The 21,580-nt window shown below is 37.4% G+C and carries 22 protein-coding genes; 21 read left to right on the forward strand and 1 reads right to left on the reverse strand.

All coding sequences use genetic code 11. The features are described 5' to 3' along the window. Positions 1 to 16: 16 nt before the first annotated feature. Positions 17 to 1,411, reverse strand: coding sequence for an alanine/glycine:cation symporter family protein (locus tag ABH966_RS08775; RefSeq protein ID WP_370077561.1), 1,395 nt, complete (start codon positions 1,409 to 1,411; stop codon positions 17 to 19). Between the two features lie 276 nt (positions 1,412 to 1,687). Here ABH966_RS08775 and ABH966_RS08780 point away from each other — a divergent pair, with 276 nt between their 5' ends. From ABH966_RS08780 to ABH966_RS08880, 21 genes are all read left to right on the forward strand, one after another. Further along, positions 1,688 to 1,966: a hypothetical protein gene (locus ABH966_RS08780; RefSeq protein ID WP_370077563.1), complete on the forward strand. Its 279-nt coding sequence runs from the start codon at positions 1,688 to 1,690 to the stop codon at positions 1,964 to 1,966. Positions 1,967 to 2,137: 171 nt separating this feature from the next. Continuing rightward, positions 2,138 to 2,836, forward strand: a complete 699-nt coding sequence (locus tag ABH966_RS08785) for an aspartate/glutamate racemase family protein (RefSeq protein WP_370077565.1) — start codon at positions 2,138 to 2,140, stop codon at positions 2,834 to 2,836. A 1-nt stretch (position 2,837) separates the two neighbouring features. After that, positions 2,838 to 3,881 (forward strand): DmpA family aminopeptidase, encoded by a 1,044-nt coding sequence (locus ABH966_RS08790; RefSeq protein ID WP_370077567.1) that lies wholly within the window; start codon positions 2,838 to 2,840, stop codon positions 3,879 to 3,881. A gap of 476 nt (positions 3,882 to 4,357) precedes the next feature. After that, positions 4,358 to 5,110 carry a GntR family transcriptional regulator gene (locus ABH966_RS08795; protein WP_370077569.1) on the forward strand — a complete coding sequence of 251 codons (753 nt, stop codon included), beginning with the start codon at positions 4,358 to 4,360 and terminating at the stop codon, positions 5,108 to 5,110. Between the two features lie 18 nt (positions 5,111 to 5,128). Then, entirely contained in the window at positions 5,129 to 5,569 is a 441-nt protein-coding gene (locus tag ABH966_RS08800; RefSeq protein ID WP_370077571.1) for a PTS sugar transporter subunit IIA, read from the forward strand. 1 nt (position 5,570) lies between these two features. Then, positions 5,571 to 5,858 carry a PTS sugar transporter subunit IIB gene (locus ABH966_RS08805; protein WP_370077573.1) on the forward strand — a complete coding sequence of 96 codons (288 nt, stop codon included), beginning with the start codon at positions 5,571 to 5,573 and terminating at the stop codon, positions 5,856 to 5,858. Between the two features lie 3 nt (positions 5,859 to 5,861). After that, a complete protein-coding gene (locus tag ABH966_RS08810; protein ID WP_370077575.1) occupies positions 5,862 to 7,130 on the forward strand; it encodes a PTS ascorbate transporter subunit IIC in 1,269 nt (422 codons plus the stop codon). A gap of 20 nt (positions 7,131 to 7,150) precedes the next feature. After that, positions 7,151 to 8,068, forward strand: coding sequence for a phosphotriesterase family protein (locus ABH966_RS08815; protein ID WP_370077577.1), 918 nt, complete (start codon positions 7,151 to 7,153; stop codon positions 8,066 to 8,068). A gap of 10 nt (positions 8,069 to 8,078) precedes the next feature. Continuing rightward, on the forward strand, positions 8,079 to 8,729 hold the full coding sequence (locus ABH966_RS08820; RefSeq protein WP_370077579.1) for a bifunctional 4-hydroxy-2-oxoglutarate aldolase/2-dehydro-3-deoxy-phosphogluconate aldolase: 651 nt from the start codon (positions 8,079 to 8,081) through the stop codon (positions 8,727 to 8,729). Next, positions 8,701 to 9,450 (forward strand): creatininase family protein, encoded by a 750-nt coding sequence (locus tag ABH966_RS08825; RefSeq protein ID WP_370077580.1) that lies wholly within the window; start codon positions 8,701 to 8,703, stop codon positions 9,448 to 9,450. The genes ABH966_RS08820 and ABH966_RS08825 overlap by 29 nt, the downstream gene beginning before the upstream one ends. A 721-nt stretch (positions 9,451 to 10,171) precedes the next feature. Continuing rightward, positions 10,172 to 10,918 carry a M15 family metallopeptidase gene (locus ABH966_RS08830; protein WP_370077582.1) on the forward strand — a complete coding sequence of 249 codons (747 nt, stop codon included), beginning with the start codon at positions 10,172 to 10,174 and terminating at the stop codon, positions 10,916 to 10,918. Beyond that, complete coding sequence (locus ABH966_RS08835) at positions 10,915 to 11,709, forward strand: M55 family metallopeptidase (RefSeq protein ID WP_370077584.1); 795 nt, start codon at positions 10,915 to 10,917, stop codon at positions 11,707 to 11,709. Before ABH966_RS08830 ends, ABH966_RS08835 begins: the two co-directional genes overlap by 4 nt. Positions 11,710 to 11,732: 23 nt before the next feature. Beyond that, a complete protein-coding gene (locus ABH966_RS08840; protein WP_370077585.1) occupies positions 11,733 to 12,797 on the forward strand; it encodes a dipeptide epimerase in 1,065 nt (354 codons plus the stop codon). 165 nt (positions 12,798 to 12,962) lie between these two features. Then, positions 12,963 to 14,786 (forward strand): peptide ABC transporter substrate-binding protein, encoded by a 1,824-nt coding sequence (locus ABH966_RS08845; protein WP_370077684.1) that lies wholly within the window; start codon positions 12,963 to 12,965, stop codon positions 14,784 to 14,786. A gap of 158 nt (positions 14,787 to 14,944) precedes the next feature. After that, positions 14,945 to 15,892: an ABC transporter permease gene (locus ABH966_RS08850; RefSeq protein WP_370077587.1), complete on the forward strand. Its 948-nt coding sequence runs from the start codon at positions 14,945 to 14,947 to the stop codon at positions 15,890 to 15,892. Beyond that, complete coding sequence (locus tag ABH966_RS08855) at positions 15,892 to 16,866, forward strand: ABC transporter permease (protein WP_370077589.1); 975 nt, start codon at positions 15,892 to 15,894, stop codon at positions 16,864 to 16,866. Before ABH966_RS08850 ends, ABH966_RS08855 begins: the two co-directional genes overlap by 1 nt. Positions 16,867 to 16,880: 14 nt before the next feature. Then, positions 16,881 to 17,936, forward strand: coding sequence for an ABC transporter ATP-binding protein (locus ABH966_RS08860; protein ID WP_370077591.1), 1,056 nt, complete (start codon positions 16,881 to 16,883; stop codon positions 17,934 to 17,936). Then, a complete protein-coding gene (locus ABH966_RS08865; RefSeq protein WP_370077593.1) occupies positions 17,926 to 18,873 on the forward strand; it encodes an ATP-binding cassette domain-containing protein in 948 nt (315 codons plus the stop codon). The genes ABH966_RS08860 and ABH966_RS08865 overlap by 11 nt, the downstream gene beginning before the upstream one ends. Further along, positions 18,870 to 19,802: a S66 peptidase family protein gene (locus ABH966_RS08870; RefSeq protein ID WP_370077595.1), complete on the forward strand. Its 933-nt coding sequence runs from the start codon at positions 18,870 to 18,872 to the stop codon at positions 19,800 to 19,802. Before ABH966_RS08865 ends, ABH966_RS08870 begins: the two co-directional genes overlap by 4 nt. 9 nt (positions 19,803 to 19,811) lie before the next feature. Next, on the forward strand, positions 19,812 to 20,597 hold the full coding sequence (locus ABH966_RS08875; RefSeq protein ID WP_370077597.1) for a serine hydrolase: 786 nt from the start codon (positions 19,812 to 19,814) through the stop codon (positions 20,595 to 20,597). Continuing rightward, a complete protein-coding gene (locus ABH966_RS08880) occupies positions 20,594 to 21,451 on the forward strand; it encodes an NlpC/P60 family protein (RefSeq protein WP_370077599.1) in 858 nt (285 codons plus the stop codon). The genes ABH966_RS08875 and ABH966_RS08880 overlap by 4 nt, the downstream gene beginning before the upstream one ends. The last annotated feature ends 129 nt before the right edge of the window (positions 21,452 to 21,580 follow it).

Raw genomic sequence — 21,580 nt, forward strand, 5'->3', positions numbered from 1 at the left:
TGGCGTTTTTGACTAATTATCGATCTTCTTCCCAGCAATCAGTATTTTTCAATGTTGGGATTGATTTTGCATAAAATACAGGATTTTTTCCTGCTTTCTTTTGCTTTGTAAAGTCGTCTAACACGAGGAAGGCGATTTTACCAAGTAACAGGATGATTGTTATATTGATTATAGCCATTAGTCCCATGAATAGGTCTGCTAAGTTCCAAACAAGCTCTACTTGCGCAAGAGAACCAAACATCACCATAGCAAGAACTAAAATACGGTAGCCAAACATCCAACCTTTATGAGCATTCATAAACTCAATATTAGATTCACCGTAATAGTAATTTCCGACAATAGAACTAAATGCAAAGAAAATAATAGAAATAGCGATAAAGTAAGGAGCCCAATCACCTACATGTACAGCTAAGGAATTTTGTGTAAGAATAATTCCATTACTTTCACCAGTATTATAAAGCCCAGCTAAAATAATGATAAACGCTGTTGCAGAACAAATCATAATTGTATCAAAAAATACACCTAAGCTTTGCACTAATCCTTGCTTTGCAGGATGTGAGGTATTAGCGGTAGCTGCAGCATTAGGAACACTACCCATACCGGCTTCATTAGAAAATAAACCACGACGTACACCTTGCATAATAGCAATCCCAATCGCTCCACCAGCAGCTTCCCGAAGACCAAACGCTTCTGTGAAAATCAGCTTGAAAACGGCAGGTATTTCAGAAAAATTCGTCAAAACAACAAAAAGGGCTACGGCTAAATAGAAAATAGCCATCACGGGTACAAGTACTTGCGTAACTTTTACAATTCTATGTACGCCACCAAAAATAATCAAGGCCGTTAACACAACTAACATAATACCAATGATATAGGGCTCAATATGAAATGCCTCACCAACAGATGTTGCAATCGTATTCGATTGTACAGCATTAAATATAAAGCCAAAGCTTAACGTTAAAAGAATACCAAAAATAATCCCTAATTTACGTTGACCTAACGCTTTTTCCATATAATAAGCTGGTCCACCACGGAACGTATCGCCATCTTTTACTTTGTACACCTGTGCAAGCGTACTTTCAATAAAGGCAGTCGCCATTCCTAATATGGCAATAATCCACATCCAAAATACGGCGCCAGGTCCACCTACTCCGATTGCTAATGCAACACCAGTAATGTTCCCAGTACCTACACGAGAGGCTGCGCTAATCGTAAAGGCTTGGAACGGAGAAACGCCTGACTCTCCATCTCTTTTTTCCACTATTAAACGAAACATTTCAGGGAAAAGTCGAATTTGCACAAACTTTGTGCCAAAGGAAAAATACAATCCTGCAGCTAATAACAATATAATGAGGATATATGTCCATAAAACATTATTAGCATCATTTACAATATTCGAAATCCATTCCATTTTGCATACCTCCAATCTCAATACGCTTCAGTTTACACTGTTTTTTTGTAATATATCCACTTTTTGAAAATACTGAATTTTAGAAAATGATTTTATTAATAAATATTTTTCCAATAGTTGAAATATCTAGTTTGAATGCAAGTGCAGTGAAGGACTTACTTATACATTAGAGTAGAAATAGATTATTGTGATGAACCACTTGTCGAAACTTTACAGCGAGAAAATAATATAATGATGTAATAGAAAAATGCATGTGTAATGAAAAGGAGGTTAAGTATGGCATTTTATTTTCTTTTATATTGGCATTTTCTGCTGATGGTTATGGTAATTATGATAGTTGCAGGAATTGTCACTTTTTTATTCCCCAAGTTTCCATCTATCGTTGTATTGATCATTAGTGGTTTAATGGGCTTTGTGTATTCTATATGCATTGATTTTGAGGATGGTATTTACTTTTTTATTAGTATAAATGTTGTTGTTGCTTCTATACCCATCTTATTAATTAGATATTTGCTATTTTTGAAAAGAAAAGCTGAAGAAATGGAAGTGGAATAAAGCTAGTAAAGTTTATTTTTTTTTGAAAATTCCCTTATTTGCCCTTGGATTTTTAGTATAATAATTAAAATTAAAGGCTCATCACCAAAAGGTGGGTATGACGTTTGTTAAAACATATATCAACCGTATGTAGGTATGATGATAGTCAAATAAATAAATGGGGGAATACGCGTGAAAACAATTGGCATGATTGGCGGTATGAGCTGGGAGTCTTCGGCAGAGTATTATCGTCTGATGAATGAAGAGGTAAAGCAACAATTAGGAGGCTTGCATTCAGCAAAATGTATTTTGTATAGTGTAGATTTTCAAGAAATTGAGCATTATCAAGCTGAAGGAGCATGGGAAAAGGCTGGGCAAGTTCTTGCAGAGGCAGCGCAATCTCTGGAGAGTGCAGGGGCAGATTTTATTGTTATTTGTACAAATACAATGCACAAGGTTATTGATATCATAACGGCAAAGATCACCATTCCAATTTTACATATAGCTGATGCGACAGCAAATCAAATAGAAAAAGTTAGTTTACAGAAAGTTGCCCTTCTTGGGACGAAGTACACGATGGAGCAAGATTTCTATAGAGCAAGAGTAGAGGGTTTTGGCATTGAAGTGTTTGTTCCGATTGCTGAGGAGCGCGCTGAGGTCAATCGTATCATCTATGAAGAATTATGCTTGGGTCGAATTGAACAAGCATCGAAGGACTATTATTTACAGGTGATTGGAAACCTTGTTCAATCTGGAGCACAGGGAATTATATTAGGTTGTACAGAGATTGGATTACTTATTAAACAAGAAGATGTGAACGTACCTGTTTTTGATACAACAGTTTTACATGCACAGGCTGCTGTAAATATGGCGATTCATAAGGAGGACTAATATGCCAAAAAAAGTACGAGAAATGGGGATCGTCGTTGGCACGTTATCAACTGGTGAGAAAAATTGTATTACTGATGTAGCTGGTGTGCGTGTAGGTCATATAACGCTTGATGAGAAAATGAATCAAGACGGCGCTTATGCTTGTACAGGAGTAACTGCAATTTTACCGCATGAAGGCAATTTATTTCAGCAAAAGGTTACTGCTGCAAGCTATGTGTTAAATGGTTTTGGAAAAACGACAGGGCTCGTGCAGGTGAATGAGCTTGGGGTTATTGAATCACCAATTATGTTAACGAATACATTTGGCGTTCCAGCTGTCACACAGGGAACGCTGCAATTTATGCTAGATACGAATAGTGAAATAGGTCATTCAACAGGAACTATTAATATCGTTGTTGGGGAATGTAACGATAGTTATTTAAATTCCATTCGAGAATGTCCAATCACACCTGAGCATGCTTTGGAAGCGATTCGTAAAGCATCAACTGAAACTGCAGAGGAAGGGGCAGTTGGTGCGGGAAAAGGAATGATGTGCTTTGGCTATAAAGGTGGGATTGGCTCATCTTCCCGAATCGTGACACATGGGTCAACGAACTATACGGTAGGCTGTATGGTCCTTAGTAATTTCGGGCAAAGCTCTGAGTTTTTAGCACACCAATATCTTGCTTCTAACGGTCAAAGCGAATCGACATTATCTCCAACAGATGGCTCCATTATCATCGTACTTGCCACAGATGCTCCGCTTAGTAGTCGTCAACTGACACGAGTCATTAAACGTTGTGGTATTGGACTAGGGCGTACAGGTAGTCATTTTTCACATGGCAGCGGTGATATTGTCATTGGCTTTACAACAGCACATCATATCGCCCATCTATCAGATCAGCTTGTCGAAACACGGACACAACTACGTGAGGATCATCCTCTCATGAATCAATTATTTGCAGCAGCTGCAGAAGCGACAGAGGAAGCCATTTTAAATTCACTTTCACAGGCACAGACTACAATTGGTCGAAATGGACATAAGGTTGAAGCATATCAATTTTAACTTTATATCCAGCAAGAAAGTTCTGGTTTAGCTATAATAATAAAATTATTCAATGTCATATTCGTTCTTCAGTAAATGAAACGTCATCTTTAGTACGTGAAATATTAATAAAAATACTATTTAGTTAGCCTTGTTAACTGGAGGATTTTACCTTTATTTTGATTAATATCAAAATGGAGGTTTTTTTATTGCTAATTAAATTTGATTCTTTTAACTAAGGCTCATCACCGAAAGTAGTGGATGCATTTGTTAAAACGTTTGATAAGCTGATTGAGTGGAGACTGGGTGACTCCTTGGGGAATAGCATCACAGATGAGAACTGCAGTCTAGCAATCCTGAAACAACGAAATGCTTACAAACATATTCAATAATTAATCACTCTCTCTAAAATCAAAGGTAATAACCTTTAATAAAAATTTTACTTATAGGTCATGATGTTGTATGATGTAATCAAGAAAATTGAAAGAGGTAACAAATTGAAAAAACTAAACAAACAATCTTCCGTTCCTCTGTATATTCAATTGAAAGAAGTACTTACAGAATATATAGAGAAAAATATGACAATTGGGGAAATTCTTCCAACAGAAAAGGAGCTAGAAAAACTTTATACTGTTAGCAGAATGACAGTTCGAAATGCTATAGATGAGTTACAAAGAAGTGGTGTTGTTGTTAAGCAACAAGGAAGAGGAACTTTTGTTAACAATAATAAAATGACACAAGATATTGGAACTATTTTTAGCTGGACTGAAGAAATGGCAATTAAGCAGAAAAAATCTTTAACTTTGGAAACGACTATTCAGGAAGTAGAACCTTCAAAAAAATTGCGTGACTCTTTAAAACTGGCACCAGACGAAAAAGTTGTATCTATTGCAAGGGTCCGAGCGGTTGAAAATGAGCCGGTCGTTATAATGATTAACTATTTAAAAAACAAGTATGTCCCTGGTTTGGAAAAAAGAGGTCTATCTTCTGATTCTTTATATAAGGATTTAGAGGAAATATACAATATTTTTTTAGAAAGTGCTGAGGAGGTTATAACAGCTAGGTCTGCTACCTCATATGAAGCAAGTAAATTAAGGGTTCCAGAAGGCACTGCCGTCTTACATGTTAGAAGAACTTCATTCATAAAGAACAAAATCCCTGTAGAAGTAGTAGATATGGTTGTACGTGGCGATAGATATGAGTATTTTGTTGAACTAGAAGGCAGAAGAAAAAAACACATCATTCCATAAGCTTAAAGGAGAGATACAATGTTACCAATAAAATTTGAACAAATTGCATTAGATGTAGAGCTTACATCTCCCGAAGAAGCCATTCAATTCGCTGGAAATTTACTACTTCAATCTAAAAGTGTTGAACAAAGTTATGTAGAAGAAATGATTAATGGTTATAAAAAGTTCGGTTCCTATATTGTGTTAGCACCTAACATAGCTATTCCACACGCAAGACCAGAATTCGGAGTGAACGAACAATGTATAGCTTTTGTGAGAGTCAAAACTCCTCTATCTTTTGGACATCCACAAAATGATAACGTTAAACTTATTATTCCGATTGGGGGTGTAGACAAACAATTTCATTTAAATATGTTAAGAGATTTAAGCGCCGTCTTGATGAATGAAGATAAAGTAACTAGGTTAAAAGAGTCAACTGACACAATGGAAATCTATAATATATTGAAAGGAGTTAGCTAAAATGTTTATTTTAACTGTTTGTGGTATGGGATTTGGAACAAGTTTAATGTTACTAATGGAAATTCAAGATTTAGGAAATAAAAATGGTTTTATAATTGATGGAGAAGCTACCGATTTAAGTTCTGCAAAAGGAAAAAACGCCGATTTGATAGTAGCATCAAGCGAAATAGCACAGGAGCTTGAAAATAACGATATACCTGTAGTTTCCATCATTAATTTACTGGATAAAAATGAAATTGAAGAAAAAGTACTGCCATATATTATGCAAATCCATACACGAGGAGGATAAAAAATGCTAAGTTTTATTACTGGAGTTTTATCAACCCCTGCCTTTATTTTAGGAATAATCGCAGCTATTGGACTGATAGCCCTCAAAAAATCTGGATCTGATATTATTAAAGGTACTTTAAAAACTATTTTTGGCTTCATTATGCTACAGCAAGGGGCAAACATCATTGTAAATAGCTTAGTTCCATTTAGTCAAATATTTGAAAGCGCTTTCAAATTAACTGGCGTTATAGCAGAAGATAATGCTATAGCTGCTGCTGTGCAAAATGTGCTTGGAACAGAAACTTCTTTAATTCTAGTTTTTGGTTTTATCGTCAACGTTATTCTAGCCAGAATAACAAAATGGAAATATATCTTTTTAACTGGTCATATGATGTTCTCTTTTGCTGCGACAATGGCCATCGTTTTAGATCAAATGGGTATTTACGGATGGAAAGCTATTCTACTAGGTTCAATAATTCAAGGGATTTCCAGTGTGCTATTTCCTGCATTAGCGCAACCTTTCGTAAGAAAAGTAACTAAAAACGATAATGTAGGATTTGGATTTTGGGGAAGTTCCCTTGTTTGGATAAGTGGTTGGATTGGTGGGAAATTAGGAAATAAAGAACATTCAGCTGAGAACATGAATGTTCCAAAGCAGTTAGATTTCTTAAAAGAAATGTCAATTTTAATGGGAATTGTTATGTCTGTTATTTATTTGGTCACTTCATTCTTTGTCGACACTAAACTTATGAATGAGCTTTCGGGTGGTCAAAGCATTGCTCTCTTCGCAATTATGCAAGCGTTTACATTTGTTGTCGGTATTCTTGTATTATTACAAGGAGTTAGAATGTTCCTAGGTGAGCTAGTACCTGCTTTCAAAGGAATTAGCGAAAAACTTGTTCCAGGTGCAAAACCAGCACTAGATATCCCTATTTTCTATTCTTTTGCACCAACGGCAACGACTATAGGATTTTTATTTGCCTTAGTAGGTGGATTGGGGGCAACGCTCATTTCTACTATGCTACCTGTAGTGGTCTTACCTTCTGTGATCGGTTTATTTTTTATGGGAGGAGCTGCAGGTGTATTCGGGAATGCAATGGGGGGACGTCGTGGCGCCATAATTGCTGGCGTGGTACTAGGATTTACATTTCAAATGATAGTGGCTTTAGCTTATCCAATTATTAATTTGAGCGATTATGGCATAAGCGGATTGTGGTTTGCTTCTACAGATGCTATCATCGTCACTTTACTTATTAGATTAATCGGCTCCCTGTTTGGTATTGCAATATAAAATCTAAAGGAGTGATAAATATGACTGACAAAATTAGAACTGTTTTAGGTGATATTAGCAAAGAAGCACTTGGGTTTACTTATTCCCATGAACATTTATGGTGTTGCCCTCCTCCACAACAAAAAGATCGAGATTTCGAATTAACAAATTACGAAGCTTCCCTGGAAGAATTAAAAACATTCAAAAATATCGGGGGTGAAACTTTGGTAGATGCTTCTACCCTCGACTATGGAAGAGATGGTAATAAACTTAAAAGAATGGCTGAGGAAAGTGGCATTAATGTGTTAGGGGTCACTGGTTTCAATAAACATATCTATTTTGATGATTGGGTTGAAACAGAAAGTATCGATCAAATTGTAGATAGATTAGTTCATGATATACAAGTTGGAATGGATGGATCCGATGCAAAAGCTGGAATATTAAAGGCTGGATCATGGTATAACGTTATACTTCCACTGGAAGAAAAGATAACACGAGCTGTCGGAAGAGCTCAAAAAATAACTGGTGCTCCTGTATGGTTACATACTGAATCCGGAACACTGGGAGTAGAAATGTTAGATATTTTAGAGGATGAAGGGGTAGATTTGCATTTGGTTGCTGTAGGACATAGCGATAGAAATGCTGATCCTTATTATCACTTAAATATTTTAGAACGTGGCTCCTATATCCAATTCGATGGACCCGGGAAAGTCAAATATTATCCAGATAATATTAGAATAGATTTAATTAAAAATGTTCTAGCACATGGATATGGTCATAAGTTACTCATATCAGGAGATATGGGGAGACAAAGCTATTTACACGCTTATGGTGGTGGTCCTGGTTTTAGATATATTAAACAAAAATTCATTCCTAGAATGTTGAACGAGCGAATTTCCCAACATGCTATTAATCAAATTTTCTATACAAACCCAGCTGATTGGTTAGCAAAATTTTAGGAGTGATAAAATGAAACTTGATAATTTAATGGCAATAATAAGAGATGTTTCGCCAAACGATATTGTTCCAATAGTTCAAGCCTTAATTGATGAAGGGATAAAGAATTTAGAAGTCTCATTAAGTAATCAAACATTGGGTATAGGATGTATTGAAACTCTAGTCTCTTATTTTACACCGCAACAAATTTATTTAGGGGCAGGTACTGTTCTAAATGAAGAGCAGTTGTATTCAGTAAAAAATGCTGGAGTTCAGTATATTATTACTCCTGGTTGGAATAAAGAACTAGTGAAGAAAGCTTTAGAAATAGACTTAACAGTATATCCAGGAGTATATACTCCTGGAGAAATTGCCGAAGCTTTAGAACTGAACATTGAGTATCTTAAGCTATTCCCTATTAACGGTCTCAATGAGAATTTTTTAAAAGCTATTAGAGGTCCGTTTCCCAAGGTAAATATTATGGCTGTTGGTGGCGTTACACCGGAAAATATTAAATTCTACAAAAAATTAGGTATACATCACTTTGGGATCGGCAGTGAACTAGTTCCTAGAGGAGCAACTCAAAATGATATCCCTGTTATTAAAAGTAATGCTAAATTATTTATTAGTTCAATAAAGAAAGCGGATGAAATTGATGGAAAATCAACCGAAATTAATGATTAATATGACACGAGACGAAGTTAAAAAGAGTTTAGCAGAATTTCCTGTTGTAATATTACCTCTAGGTGCAACTGAACAACACGGTCACCATTTACCATTAGGTGTAGATATTTACCTCTCCGAATATTTTTCGAAGGAAGTAGCCAAAGCAACTGGTGCTCTTGTAGCACCAACACTTCCTTTTGGCTATTCATGGGTTTGGAGGGATATTCCTGGAACTATATCGCTACAACAAGATTTAGTAGAAGCTGTTATCAAAGACGTTGCTCATAGCGTATCACGTTATGGAGGAAAGATGCTTGTTTTAATAAATGGGCATGATTCTAACAACTCATCTATGAAGTATGCAGTTAGAGAGTTGGAAGATGAGCTTGATATGCCAGTCATTTATCTCTTCTATCCTCGAATGAATGAAGTTATTAAAGAAGTATGTGAGTCTCCAACTTGGAATGGTATGATTCATGCGTGCGAGTTTGAGACCTCATTAATGCTCCATGTTAATGAAACACTAGTTGATATGAACAAAACTATTAAGGAATATCCCGAGACGCCAAATCTCTACGGAGCATCTACAATTTCACTTGGTGATTTAAGTAAAAGTGGTGTATTCGGAGATTCCACTCTTGCTACAAAAGACAAAGGAAAGAAGATGGCAAAAATATTTACTGATAAAATGATTAATCTAGTAAATGAAGGTTATAAAGAGTTTGTTATAAGAGAATAATAGTATGTATAAAAAAAGACCTCAGATAAATTTCACTTTGGCTAAAACTTACACAGTATTCTAATTAGCCATATCAACAGCAATTTAGAAGCGGAGCTAGAGCTATCTCCTATTATCCGCAATCGTCCATAATACTAGAAGCTAACAAGCGAACTATATCTACATGCTTAGGGAATTTCACATCGATATAATCTGTTAAACTAATGATCAAGTTAGGGAATAAAGGGTTCATCTCTTAAATTTATGATGAACTATATATAAGTTGATTTGAGTAGAGGCGGGTGACTCCTCGGGGATTAGTAGTAGAGGAACTAAGGAAAAAACCATCACGTCCTGTGATAACGCCTTCGTGGCCAACATTTTATTGGCTCGAGACCCTGCAGCGAAGCAGCTCATCGGACACCCCGAGGAAAGCGTTCAGTTGGAACGGAAATCAACCACATGTTATGGCGAAGAGCAAACTAAGAAAAGATGCTTATTCGCCATTTTTTATTAAGTTTCGGTAATCATCTATCCCCTTCGCGAATAAAATTCCTAAATAGGGGAAGAAACATTGTTTTTCGACTTCTTGCATCAATTATTTGGCGGATATTGTTTGAAAAACAGAAAATAGCTAGTACTCTGTAATATTTCTTTTTTTATCTAGTCAATAAATATAATGTATGATACATTCATTAAAAACTGAATTATCAAAAAATTTTATCGAAATTTGAAATTGGAGGTGTGTACTATACATGACGCTGTTTTTTATCCTATTGAAGTAAATAAAACTTCAATGGGGGACTCAACGCCGGTAATTCGCGAAAATGGCGAGCCATTCATTCAAATCGGAGAAGAACATTCGAGGATTTTTATTAAACCAATTTACTATCATCAAAAAATACCAAACAGTTTACAAGCAATTTATTTACGACAGAGTGTGTATGAACGATTAACACAAGCGCTGTTATTATTGTCTAAAAATTATAGCCTTATCTTATATGATGGCTATCGTCCGTTCCAAGTGCAGCAATTTTTGTTTAAGAGTTTTTCAAAACAAATCGCACAGCGTTTTCCCCATTTTACTGAGCAAGAGGTTGTAAAAGAAACGCGAAAGTATGTTGCGTTTCCTAGCATTGGTCATGCTCATTTTGCCCCTCATTTAACAGGTGGAGCGATTGATGTGACGCTAGGAGATTTAGAAGGTAATGCTTTAAATTTAGGTACCGCATTTGATGAAATCAGTGAAAAGTCTGCGACACGCTATTTTGAACAACATCCAGAGGAAGATTGGGAAGCCTGTGTTCATCGACGTCTTCTATATAACTGTATGACAATGGTTGGGTTTACAAATTATTCAGAGGAATGGTGGCATTACGATTTTAATAATGTTTCATGGGCAAGACGTGTTGGGGCGCAAGAAGCTAGTTATGGAGCTGTGGAAGCAATGATCCAAGACAATAAAGTAAAGGAGTTTCGATTTCTATGAAGGTCTATATTAGTGCAGATATTGAAGGGATTACTGGCACAACAGCTTGGAGCGAGACGGAGCTAAATGCGCCAGATTATCAGTTTTTCCAAAAGCAAATGACAAAGGAAGTAGAAGCCGCTATAGAGGGGGCTATTCTTGGTGGAGCAACCGAAATTTTATTAAAGGATGCTCATGATTCAGCACGTAATCTTGATATTTCTAATTTGCCAGTAAACTGCAAGGTCATTCGTGGGTGGACGTATGATCCGATGTGTATGGTTGCGGGACTTGATAAGAGCTTTGATCGCGCTATTTTTATTGGCTATCACAGTAAAGGAGGAAGTGCGCGTAATCCTTTAGCACATACGATATGTGTTTTTGCCGATGTGAAAATAAATGGTGAATACGCAAGTGAATTTTTAATTAATACGTACGCGGCTGCTTTACACGGTGTTCCCGTTTCGTTTGTCAGTGGAGATGTGGGATTAACAGAGGAAATTCAATCTATCAATAATAACATCATCACATTTGCCACGAAAGAAGGGATAGGAAATGCGACCATTAGCGTGAGTCCACAACTGACGATTAAAGAAACGAAGCGACTTGTTGAGGACTCGATGAAGGTGGCACGTGAAGATTTACAAGTGACATTACCGGAGCACTTTGTAGTGGAAATCATTTATCGTGATCATACACGAGCATATCGAAATTCTTTCTATCCGAATGCTACGTTTAAACCACATAATACAGTGGAATTCGTAACGGATGATTTTTATGAGGTGCTTCGACTTTTACAGTTCTTAACATAAGTAATTTAAAGGTAGGTGAATGGATGAAAATTAAAAATATTGTCGTGGGGAAGGTGGAGGCCCCGCTTATAACACCGTTTAAAACAGCACTGAGAACAGTGCATAACATTCACAATATTGCCGTCTATGTTCACACTGATGATGGGCAAATAGGCATTGGTGAAGCGGCACCGACTGCAGCCATTACTGGTGAAACACTCGGGTCTATTTCGCACGCTATAGAAGAGTATATAAAGCCAGCCATTATTGGGATGGATATTGAAGAATTGACAGAAATCATGGAGCGAATTGACAGCAGTATTTATCAAAACACAAGTGCAAAAGCTGCGGTAGATATGGCGATTTATGATTTATTTGCTAAGCACTATCAAACACCTCTGTATAAATTATTAGGGGGCTTTCGGAAAGAATTAATAACAGATATTACGATAAGTGTAAATGATTCTGAAGAAATGGTGAAGGATAGTATAGCCGCTGTACAACGAGGTTTTCAAATTTTAAAAATCAAGGTGGGGAAAGATCCAGGAGGTGATGTAAAGCGAGTTGTTGCCATTCGTGAAGCAGTTGGACACGCCATAACATTGCGAGTTGACGCGAATCAGGGCTGGACACCGAAGCAAGCTGTACAAATTATTAGTGCACTGGAAGATGCAGGTGCAAATGTTGAATTGGTGGAGCAGCCTGTTCATTGCCATGATTTAGTAGGAATGCAATTCGTAACGGCTAATACATTGACAAATATTTTGGCAGATGAAAGTGTTTTCTCTGCAAAAGATGCCTATGAAATTATCGAAAAGCGAGCTGCAGATTTGATTAATATTAAGCTCATGAAAACAGGAGGCATTTATCAAGCACAAAAAATTTGCCACATTGCGGAGGCAAACGACATACGATGCATGATTGGCTGTATGCTAGAGACAAAAATTAGCGTAAGTGCCGCTGCACATTTTGCCGCATCACAGAAAAATATCACGATGGTAGATTTAGACGGTCCTAGTTTATGTTTGAAAGATCCTATTGATGGTGGTCCAATATTTGAAAATGATCGAATTAGGATGACGGATGCAGTTGGAATAGGATTTTCATAATAAATTGTTGCTTTACCCAGGGTGGGGGTTCGTCACCCTTACTGACTGTAAATAGAACAAATCTGGCTTTATGGATAGTTGATCTCTCACTTTTTTTTTCGCTATAGTTGGGTTTTTAACTGTCACTTTATGTAGATAACTAAGATTACTAGGGGGATGCTTATGATGAAAAGGTATTGGTTGCTTTTCGTGTGTCTTGTTGTAATGCTTTGTGCAGCCTGTAGCGATGATTCTTCAAGTGAAAAAAAATCAGAGTATCGCGTGGTTTATTCAGGGGAAATAAAAACGTTAAATTACTTAAAGACCTCTGAAACGAATGAGTTTGCTATGGCTGCGAACTTGGTCGATGGATTAATTGAGTATGATAAGTATGGTGTTGTACAACCAAGCATAGCCAAAGAATGGTCATCAAATGACGATGCTACAGTTTGGACGTTCAAGCTACGTGACGATGCAAAATGGGTTACTCATGATGGGAAAGAGTATGGGGATGTTGTTGCTCAAGATTTTGTAGATGGCTTACATTATGTACTTGATGCAAAAAATGAATCATCAACAGCTTGGATTGCTACGGTCGTAAAAAATGGGGAAGCCTTCTATAACGGTGATATGACAGATTTTACGAAGGTTGGCATAAAGGCAATAGATGAACATACAGTAGAATATACTTTAGAAAAGCCAACACCTTACTTCCTATCTATGTTGAACTATGTCTGTTTCTTCCCTGTTAATGGTAAGTTTATAGCGGAAAAAGGTGATAGTTTCGGTACAACTAATGATAATTTCCTTTATAACGGATCTTATATTTTAGATAAATTTGAACCGCAAAATGAGCGAGTACTTGTGAAAAATGATAAGTATTGGGATAAAAACAATGTTCTGATTGATCGTATTCGTTATAAATACAATAAAGAAGCGGCTACAGTTGAACCTGAATTATTTTTACGAGGAGAAGTCGATTCAGCGATTATTCCAACTTCTATTATTGATGAGTGGTTTAAAGATGAAAAGAAAAAATCACAAATTCGTCAAACACAAAATAACTTCTATACGTATTTCTATGCATTAAACTTTAACCCGCAATTTGATGCAGAATATGAGCCTGATAATTGGAAGAAAGCGGTCAATAATAAAGATTTCCGAAAATCATTGTTCCATGCATTCGACCGTGAATCTGCAATGCTAACTTTAGAACCTTATAATCCAAAAGATTTGCTTAGCAACACGATTACTCCGAAAAACTTTGTCAATGTGGAGGGGGTTGACTATACACAGTTAGCACCATTAGCTGATATTACAAAGAACGATTCCTTCAACAAAGAGAAGGCATTGGAATTCAAGGAAAAAGCGAAAAAAGCGCTAGAAGGAAAAGTAACTTTCCCAGTAAAAGTGTTGATGCCTTATAACTCCGGTATGCCAGATTGGGCAAATCGTTCACAAGTAGTGAAACAGCAGATTGAAAGATTATTAGGTACTGATTATGTGGATATTATCATAGAGGCCGGACCATCTACAGGCTTTTTATCAGAGGTTCGTAAACCTGGTAAATTTGCATTGCTCGAAGCAAACTGGGGTCCAGACTATGCCGACCCATCAACGTATACGGATCCATTCACTGCAGAAGGTACTTATAATAAACCGGAGCTAGCTGAAGGCTATACCGAAGCAAACGGAAAATCAAAATATCAAAGCTTAGTGGACGAAGCAAATGCGACGATTGATACAGCAAAACGTTACGAACTGTTTGCCAAAGCGGAAGCTTTTTTAATTGATGAGGCATTTGTTATTCCTTATTCAGTAGGGGGTAGCGGCTATGTTGCTTCTAAATTAAATCCTTTTGAAGGTCAATATTCTCCATTTGGTGTGACTTCCGAGAAATTTAAAGGTCAGCAAATTTTAGACAAACCAATGAGTAACGATGAGTTTAAAGCAGCTTTAGCGAAGTGGGAGCAAGAACGTGCGGATGCGTTAGCTAAAGCAGCGAAATGATAGTTGAAACAATCGGGCATTAGGGCAGTTAATGCTGGAATAAATATTAGGATCATTGCTACATTCAAGAAACAGTCAAAAGCGGTGAGTATTGATGAAGGAGATACCGAAAAAACAAGTCGGCATCTCCTTCTGTCTTTCTGAAGAAGGAGGATGAAATGATGCTGAGGTATATAGGGAAACGTTTATTACAATCAGTTTTAACACTATTTATTATTATTACGATTGTTTTTTCATTACTACGTTTAATGCCAGAAGAAGGTTATTTAGGAGCAGCAGCGAATAAAATGTCACCTGCACAACAAGAAATATATTTAACGAATTTAGGTTTGCGTGACCCGTTACTTGTACAATTGGGGAATTTTTACGCTAAGCTGTTTCATGGTGATTTAGGTAAATCCGTTACATATCGGACAGATGTACCAGTCGTTACGATTATTGCAGATAAGATCATGTATTCCTTGCTATTTGGTTTAGGTGCAGTTGTGCTATCTCTTCTAATTGGAGTTCCGCTCGGCATATTGATGGCCCAGATGAAGGGACGTTGGCTAGACCGTTTAGGGACTGGCTATATTGTCATTGTCGTTGCAGTGCCAGCCGCCGTCTATTATTTAGTCATTCAAATGTATATTACAGAAATTTTTCATTTACCAATGCTTTTTGATGAGTACAATCCTATTACTTGGATTTTACCACTGATTTCAATGGCGTTAGCACCGACTGCTTCCTATGCCATGTGGATGCGTCGTTACATGGTGGATGAACTAAACAAAGATTATATTAAGCTAGCGAGAGCAAAAGGGGTTAAAGAGCGTACATTAATGTTTAAACATGTACTACGAAACGCTTTTATTCCGATGGCACAGTATTTACCAGCAACTATTCTTTTTACCATTACAGGTTCCATCTACATTGAATCCTTATATTCCATTCCTGGTATGGGGGGCTTACTCGTAGATGCTATACAGCGACAAGATAATACGATTGTACAAGGCTTAGTGCTTGTGTTCTCTTCACTTGGAATTATCGGACTAATTTTAGGTGATATTGCAATGGCCCTTGTTGATCCGCGCATTAAATTAGGGAAAGGGGAGAGTGTACGTTAATGGGAATGTATTCAGAAGAAATAAACAATATTTCAAACAAATCACGTGAAACATTGTTCGATTTTGCGGAAGTAGATGAACGTCAAGCTGAAGAAACAGCCTATTCTAATTATTCCTATTGGCGTTCAACGTGGAAATCCTTTTTGAAAAATCGCATCGCTGTCTTTTTATTAGTTGGCGTGCTAATTATCGTAGCTTTTACCATTTTACAGCCGTATTTACCAGCGCAAAAATCACCAACTGAAATATATTTAGATGAGCAGACAGGTTTCCAAGCGCGTAATGTTGCACCAAACGCTGAATTTTGGTTTGGGACAAATTCCATTGGGCAGGATTTATGGTCACGTATTTGGGCAGGGACAAGGACCTCGTTATTTATCGGCTGTGTGGTTGCTTTAGTAGAGGCTATCGTCGGTATTACGATAGGTACGCTTTGGGGCTTTTCACGGAAATTAGAGGTGCCTATCACACAGCTTTACAACGTCGTGGATAACATACCGACAACGATTGTACTTATTTTAATGTCCTATATTTTGCGCCCAAGTATTTCAACCATTATTATTGCCATGTGTATTACGGGCTGGGTAGAAATGGCAAGATTTATACGCAATCAAATTGTTATTTTGCGTGATCGTGAGTATAACTTAGCCTCAAAATGTTTAGGAACACCTGATTATCGAATTATTTTAAAAAACCTATTACCCTATCTCATTTCCGTCATTATGTTACGAATGAGTCTAGCCATCCCATTTGCTATTGGCTCAGAAGTATTTTTAACATATATCGGATTAGGACTACCGATTAGTGAGCCGTCTTTAGGAAATTTAATTAATGAAGGTCGAGTACTCATGATGTCTCCAGAATTAAGATATCAGCTCATTTTCCCAAGTATTGTATTAAGTATCATTACGATTGCATTTTATATTATAGGAAATTCATTTGCAGACGCAGCAGATCCGAAAAATCACGTATAAGGGGGATGATGGAAATGACACAAAATAAATCACCTATTTTAACCATCCAAAACCTTGTCATAAAATTTACACTTCGTGGCAGAGTACTAACGGCCATTCGTAATATTTCCCTTGATTTATACAAAGGTGAAAGTCTAGCAATCGTTGGCGAGTCAGGTTCAGGAAAATCTGTTCTAATGAAATCAATCATGGGCTTGCTCGATAAAAATGGCTACATCGATCAGGGGGAAATTATCTACAAAGATCGGGATTTAGCGCAGTTTAAAACCGAGCGGGAGTGGCTAAGCATTCGTGGAAAAGAAGTGGCAATGGTTACACAGGATCCAATGACATCATTAAATCCACTGAAAACGATTGGTAAGCAAATTGAGGAATGTGTTATTTTACATCAGAATTTAAAGGGCAAGGCAGCATACGAAGAAACTTTAAAATTGTTAAAAGATGTTGGCATTCACGATGTTGAAAAGCGTTATAAGCAATATCCTCATGAATTTTCAGGTGGCATGCGTCAACGAATTGTAATAGCTATTGCGCTAGCGTGTAAGCCTAAGATCTTAATATGTGATGAGCCGACAACTGCATTAGACGTAACAATTCAAGCACAAATTTTGCAGCTTTTAAAAAATCTACAACAAAAATATGGACTAACGACCGTTTATATAACGCATGATTTAGGCGTTGTCGCGAAGGTTGCTGACCGTATTGCAGTGATGTATGCAGGTGATGTCATCGAAATAGGGAAGACGCATGAAATTTTCTTTAATGGCAAGCATCCTTATACATGGGCACTCATTTCTTCTTTACCGCAACTAGGCTCAAAAGGGCAGCAGCTTTATTCTATCAAAGGTACTCCACCAAATCTTTTTCAAGAAATTAAAGGAGATGCCTTTGCTCCTCGCAATCAATATGCGTTAAAGATTGATTTTGTGGAACGTCCACCATTTTTTCAGGTCAGTGACACGCATTATGCTCGTACATGGCTATTAGATCCACTTGCGCCGAAAGTAGAGCCTCCTAAAGCGCTACAAGCCTTTTTCGAAGAAGGGAGACGATACGCGCATGAGTCATAAAGAAGTAGTAGTTGAGGTGAAAAATTTAAAGGTTGTTTTTGGGAAAGGCAAACATAAATTTATAGCGATTGATGATGTCAGCTTCGATATTTTTAAAGGTGAAACATTTGGTTTAGTAGGTGAATCAGGCTCTGGAAAAACAACAATCGGCAGAGCTATTATGCGTATCAATGAAGTCACTGAAGGACAAATACTGTATCACGGTAAAAAACTAAATGGCAAAATATCGAAAGAGTGGGATCGAGAAATTACACAGAAAATCCAAATGATTTTTCAAGATCCTATGGCTTCGCTAAATGAACGCGCAAAGGTAGACTATATTATTTCAGAGGGACTTATTAATACAAAAAACTTTAAAAATGAGGCCGATCGTCAACAGAAGGTACGTAATGCCTTATTAAATGTAGGATTATTACCGGAGTTTTCTAGTCGCTTCCCACATGAATTTTCAGGAGGACAGCGTCAGCGTATCGGCATTGCGCGTGCACTCGTAATGGAGCCAGAGTTTATTATTGCGGATGAACCAATTTCAGCATTAGACGTATCTATTCGTGCACAAGTATTAAATTTACTAGCAAACCTACAGCAGCAAAATGATTTAACCTATTTATTCATAGCGCATGACTTATCTGTAGTCCGATTTATTACGGACCGAACAGCTGTTATTTATAAAGGGAACATTGTTGAGCTAGCAGAGACAGAAAAGCTGTTTGCTAATCCCCTTCATCCTTATACAAGGGCGTTATTATCGGCAGTACCGGAGCCAAATCCTTATAAGGAGCGTGATAAAGTCGTAGAAATCTATGATCCGTCACAGCATAACTATGATATTCAGCCACCATCATTTACCGAAATAGAAGAAGGTCATTTTGTATTGGCTAATGAAGAGGAATTGGAGAAATATCGAACTTCACTAAAAATGGAGGTAAGTAAATGATTCGTCCAAAGGCATTAAAAAAAGGTGACACAATTGGTCTAATAAGTGCTTCGGGTGCAACCCCAACTGAAAAATTTCTCCCAGCCGTTCAAAGTATTGAAAAGCTAGGTTTTAATGTTGTAGCTGGGGAAACATGTCGGGCAAGGCATGGCTACTTAGCGGGCTCTGATGAATTAAGAGCTTCTGAAGTTAATCAAATGTTTAGGGACTCTAATATTGACGGCATCTTCTGCATACGTGGAGGTTACGGGGCGACGAAAATTTTACCGCTTCTGGATTTCGATATGATAAAGGCCAACCCAAAAGTATTTGCTGGCTATAGCGATGTAACGGCATTACATATCGCTTTTAACCAACAATGTGGCTTCGTCACGTATCATACACCAATGCCCTCTACAGAATTTATTCGGCCGGAGATGGATCAGTATACTTGGAAATCCTTTATCGAAAGTGTGACAGCAACAGAACGTACGGACTATTGTCTAGTAAATCCACCAGGACGTACAATGACGACGCTTGTAGCTGGAAAAGCGACAGGGCCACTTATTGGAGGGAACTTAACACTGGTGACGGCTTCTCTTGGGACACCTTATGAAATAGATACAAGGGGCAAAATTTTATTTTTAGAGGATGTAGATGAGAGTGAGCAACGTGTGGATCGGATGCTTACACAGCTAAAATTGGCAGGCAAACTAGATGAAGTGGCAGGTATCTTATTAGGAGCTTGGACAAATTGTGGTCCTGAAAATCCAAAACATCCCGAACACAGCCTATCACTACAAACAATTTTTCAAGAAATTTTAGGTCCACTTAATATACCTATCATTAAGGACATTACTTGTGGCCACTGTTTACCAACGATGTCCCTGCCATTAGGCCGAACGATCACAATGGACACGGAGAATCAGTTGATAAAAGTCATAGAGTAGGTGTGAAATATGAAGCAAACGATTACACACATTCTTCAAAAAGCTCCCTATAAAGTGCATATGTTTGTGAAAGATTGTAAGACTGAGCATTTTTTCATTAGCGAAAAACTAGAAGACACATTTTCCAGTGCAAGTTTAATTAAGGTGCCTATATTGCTTGCTGTTCTAAATTATGTAGAAAGCAACAACCTATCATTAGAGCAAGAGATTAAGATAGCACCCGAAGAATGGGTTGATTTTAGTGTTATTAGTGAACAGCGTCTAGAGCAAAGTACTATATATGAGCTTTTAGTTTGGATGATTATTACGAGTGATAATACAGCAACAAATGTATTAATCGATTATCTAGGGATGGAGGCACTCAATCAATATTGTCGTAAAATTGGGCTGCTGCAAACTACCATTCAACGCAAGATGATGGATTTCGAAGGGCTAGCAAAAGGCTTTGATAATACAACGACGGCAAGAGATATGGCACTGCTATTTTCAAGAATTTACCGCGGGGACTTGTTATCATCAGCATTTAGTGAGCTAACGATAGATATTTTATGTCGTCAACGTGTACACGAATCACTAAAGCGTTATTTAGTAGATGATGTGAAACTTGCTCATAAAACAGGTGGTCTTGATACGGTAGATCATGATGTTGGGATTGTCTACAGCAACTCGGGGGATTATCTTATTGGCGTTTTCATAACAGAGGTTACTAATAATGATCAAGCGAGACAGCTAATTGGTCGTCTTTCCAAAGTTGTTTACGATTACTTGGTGAAGCGGAAGGAGATGATAGAATGAATGCCATTGTGACGTCAATGATTGCAAATTTACATGCAAAGCCAGATGCGGCCTCAGAATTAGTGGATGAGGTACTATTCGGAATGACGGTTCAAATCACGGAAGAAATAGACGAGAGCTGGGTACGTATAGAAACTGCTTATCGCTATGGAGGTTATTGCCAAAAGGATAACCTATTAATTGATGAAGCCAAAACGGATACTTGGTTACAAGAAGCAAATCATTTTATTAGCCAAAGTTTCGCCGATGTTTTGCAGGAGCCTCGAATTCAGAGTAGCAAAATGATGACAATCGTTAAAGGCTCAATCATCTGTTCGATAACTATTGATGAGCTAGATCCTGAATGGGCAGCAGTGCAATTAGTATCGGGCAAGATCGGTTATGTACGTAGGCAATGGCTACAAGAAAAAATTCCAGAAAACAGCTTATCTGAGCAACTATTACGAGAAAATGTTGTTCAAACGGCGCTTAGCTATTTAGCAACACCCTATCGCTGGGGAGGTAAATCGCCGCTAGGTATTGATTGCTCAGGTCTATGTTCGATGGCATATATGCTAAACGGGGTAAATATTTATCGCGATGCCAAAATCGTTGAAGGATTTCCTATCAAGGAAATATCTCTAGAGCACATAAAAAAGGGAGACTTATTATACTTCCCAGGACATATGGCTTTATATATAGGCGATAATCTTTATGTACATTCATCACTTGGCGGGAACGAAGTTAATATAAACAGTCTGGACGAACAGCATCAGCAATATCGAAAAGATTTGGCAACATCTATTACCGCTATTGGTAGCTTGTTCTGTAGCGAAAGCAAAGGAACAACTAGCATTACCCCAAGGTTAAATTGATATAAGTTGATTGGAGTGGAGACTGGACGCCCCCAGGAAAGCGCCCTGTCGGAACAGAAATCAACCACACGTTATGGTGTTAAGCATGAAAAGTTTAGAGAAGCTTGACTTGGCTTCTCTTTTTTAATT

The sequence above is a fragment of the Lysinibacillus sp. RC46 genome, assembly GCF_041262385.1.
Lineage (GTDB): Bacteria > Bacillota > Bacilli > Bacillales_A > Planococcaceae > Lysinibacillus.

Excerpts from the sequence above, each read along its gene's own strand:
- ABH966_RS08835 (WP_370077584.1), top strand. The coding sequence starts at position 10,915 with ATGAAGGTCTATATTAGTGCAGATATTGAAGGGATTACTGGCACAACA.
- ABH966_RS08880 (WP_370077599.1), top strand. The coding sequence starts at position 20,594 with ATGAATGCCATTGTGACGTCAATGATTGCAAATTTACATGCAAAGCCA.
- ABH966_RS08815 (WP_370077577.1), top strand. The coding sequence starts at position 7,151 with ATGACTGACAAAATTAGAACTGTTTTAGGTGATATTAGCAAAGAAGCA.
- ABH966_RS08855 (WP_370077589.1), top strand. The coding sequence starts at position 15,892 with ATGGGAATGTATTCAGAAGAAATAAACAATATTTCAAACAAATCACGT.
- ABH966_RS08805 (WP_370077573.1), top strand. The coding sequence starts at position 5,571 with ATGTTTATTTTAACTGTTTGTGGTATGGGATTTGGAACAAGTTTAATG.
- ABH966_RS08860 (WP_370077591.1), top strand. The coding sequence starts at position 16,881 with ATGACACAAAATAAATCACCTATTTTAACCATCCAAAACCTTGTCATA.
- ABH966_RS08820 (WP_370077579.1), top strand. The coding sequence starts at position 8,079 with ATGAAACTTGATAATTTAATGGCAATAATAAGAGATGTTTCGCCAAAC.
- ABH966_RS08790 (WP_370077567.1), top strand. The coding sequence starts at position 2,838 with ATGCCAAAAAAAGTACGAGAAATGGGGATCGTCGTTGGCACGTTATCA.
- ABH966_RS08845 (WP_370077684.1), top strand. The coding sequence starts at position 12,963 with ATGAAAAGGTATTGGTTGCTTTTCGTGTGTCTTGTTGTAATGCTTTGT.
- ABH966_RS08775 (WP_370077561.1), bottom strand. The coding sequence starts at position 1,411 with ATGGAATGGATTTCGAATATTGTAAATGATGCTAATAATGTTTTATGG.
- ABH966_RS08865 (WP_370077593.1), top strand. The coding sequence starts at position 17,926 with ATGAGTCATAAAGAAGTAGTAGTTGAGGTGAAAAATTTAAAGGTTGTT.
- ABH966_RS08840 (WP_370077585.1), top strand. The coding sequence starts at position 11,733 with ATGAAAATTAAAAATATTGTCGTGGGGAAGGTGGAGGCCCCGCTTATA.
- ABH966_RS08780 (WP_370077563.1), top strand. The coding sequence starts at position 1,688 with ATGGCATTTTATTTTCTTTTATATTGGCATTTTCTGCTGATGGTTATG.
- ABH966_RS08850 (WP_370077587.1), top strand. The coding sequence starts at position 14,945 with ATGATGCTGAGGTATATAGGGAAACGTTTATTACAATCAGTTTTAACA.
- ABH966_RS08875 (WP_370077597.1), top strand. The coding sequence starts at position 19,812 with ATGAAGCAAACGATTACACACATTCTTCAAAAAGCTCCCTATAAAGTG.
- ABH966_RS08870 (WP_370077595.1), top strand. The coding sequence starts at position 18,870 with ATGATTCGTCCAAAGGCATTAAAAAAAGGTGACACAATTGGTCTAATA.
- ABH966_RS08810 (WP_370077575.1), top strand. The coding sequence starts at position 5,862 with ATGCTAAGTTTTATTACTGGAGTTTTATCAACCCCTGCCTTTATTTTA.
- ABH966_RS08800 (WP_370077571.1), top strand. The coding sequence starts at position 5,129 with ATGTTACCAATAAAATTTGAACAAATTGCATTAGATGTAGAGCTTACA.
- ABH966_RS08825 (WP_370077580.1), top strand. The coding sequence starts at position 8,701 with ATGGAAAATCAACCGAAATTAATGATTAATATGACACGAGACGAAGTT.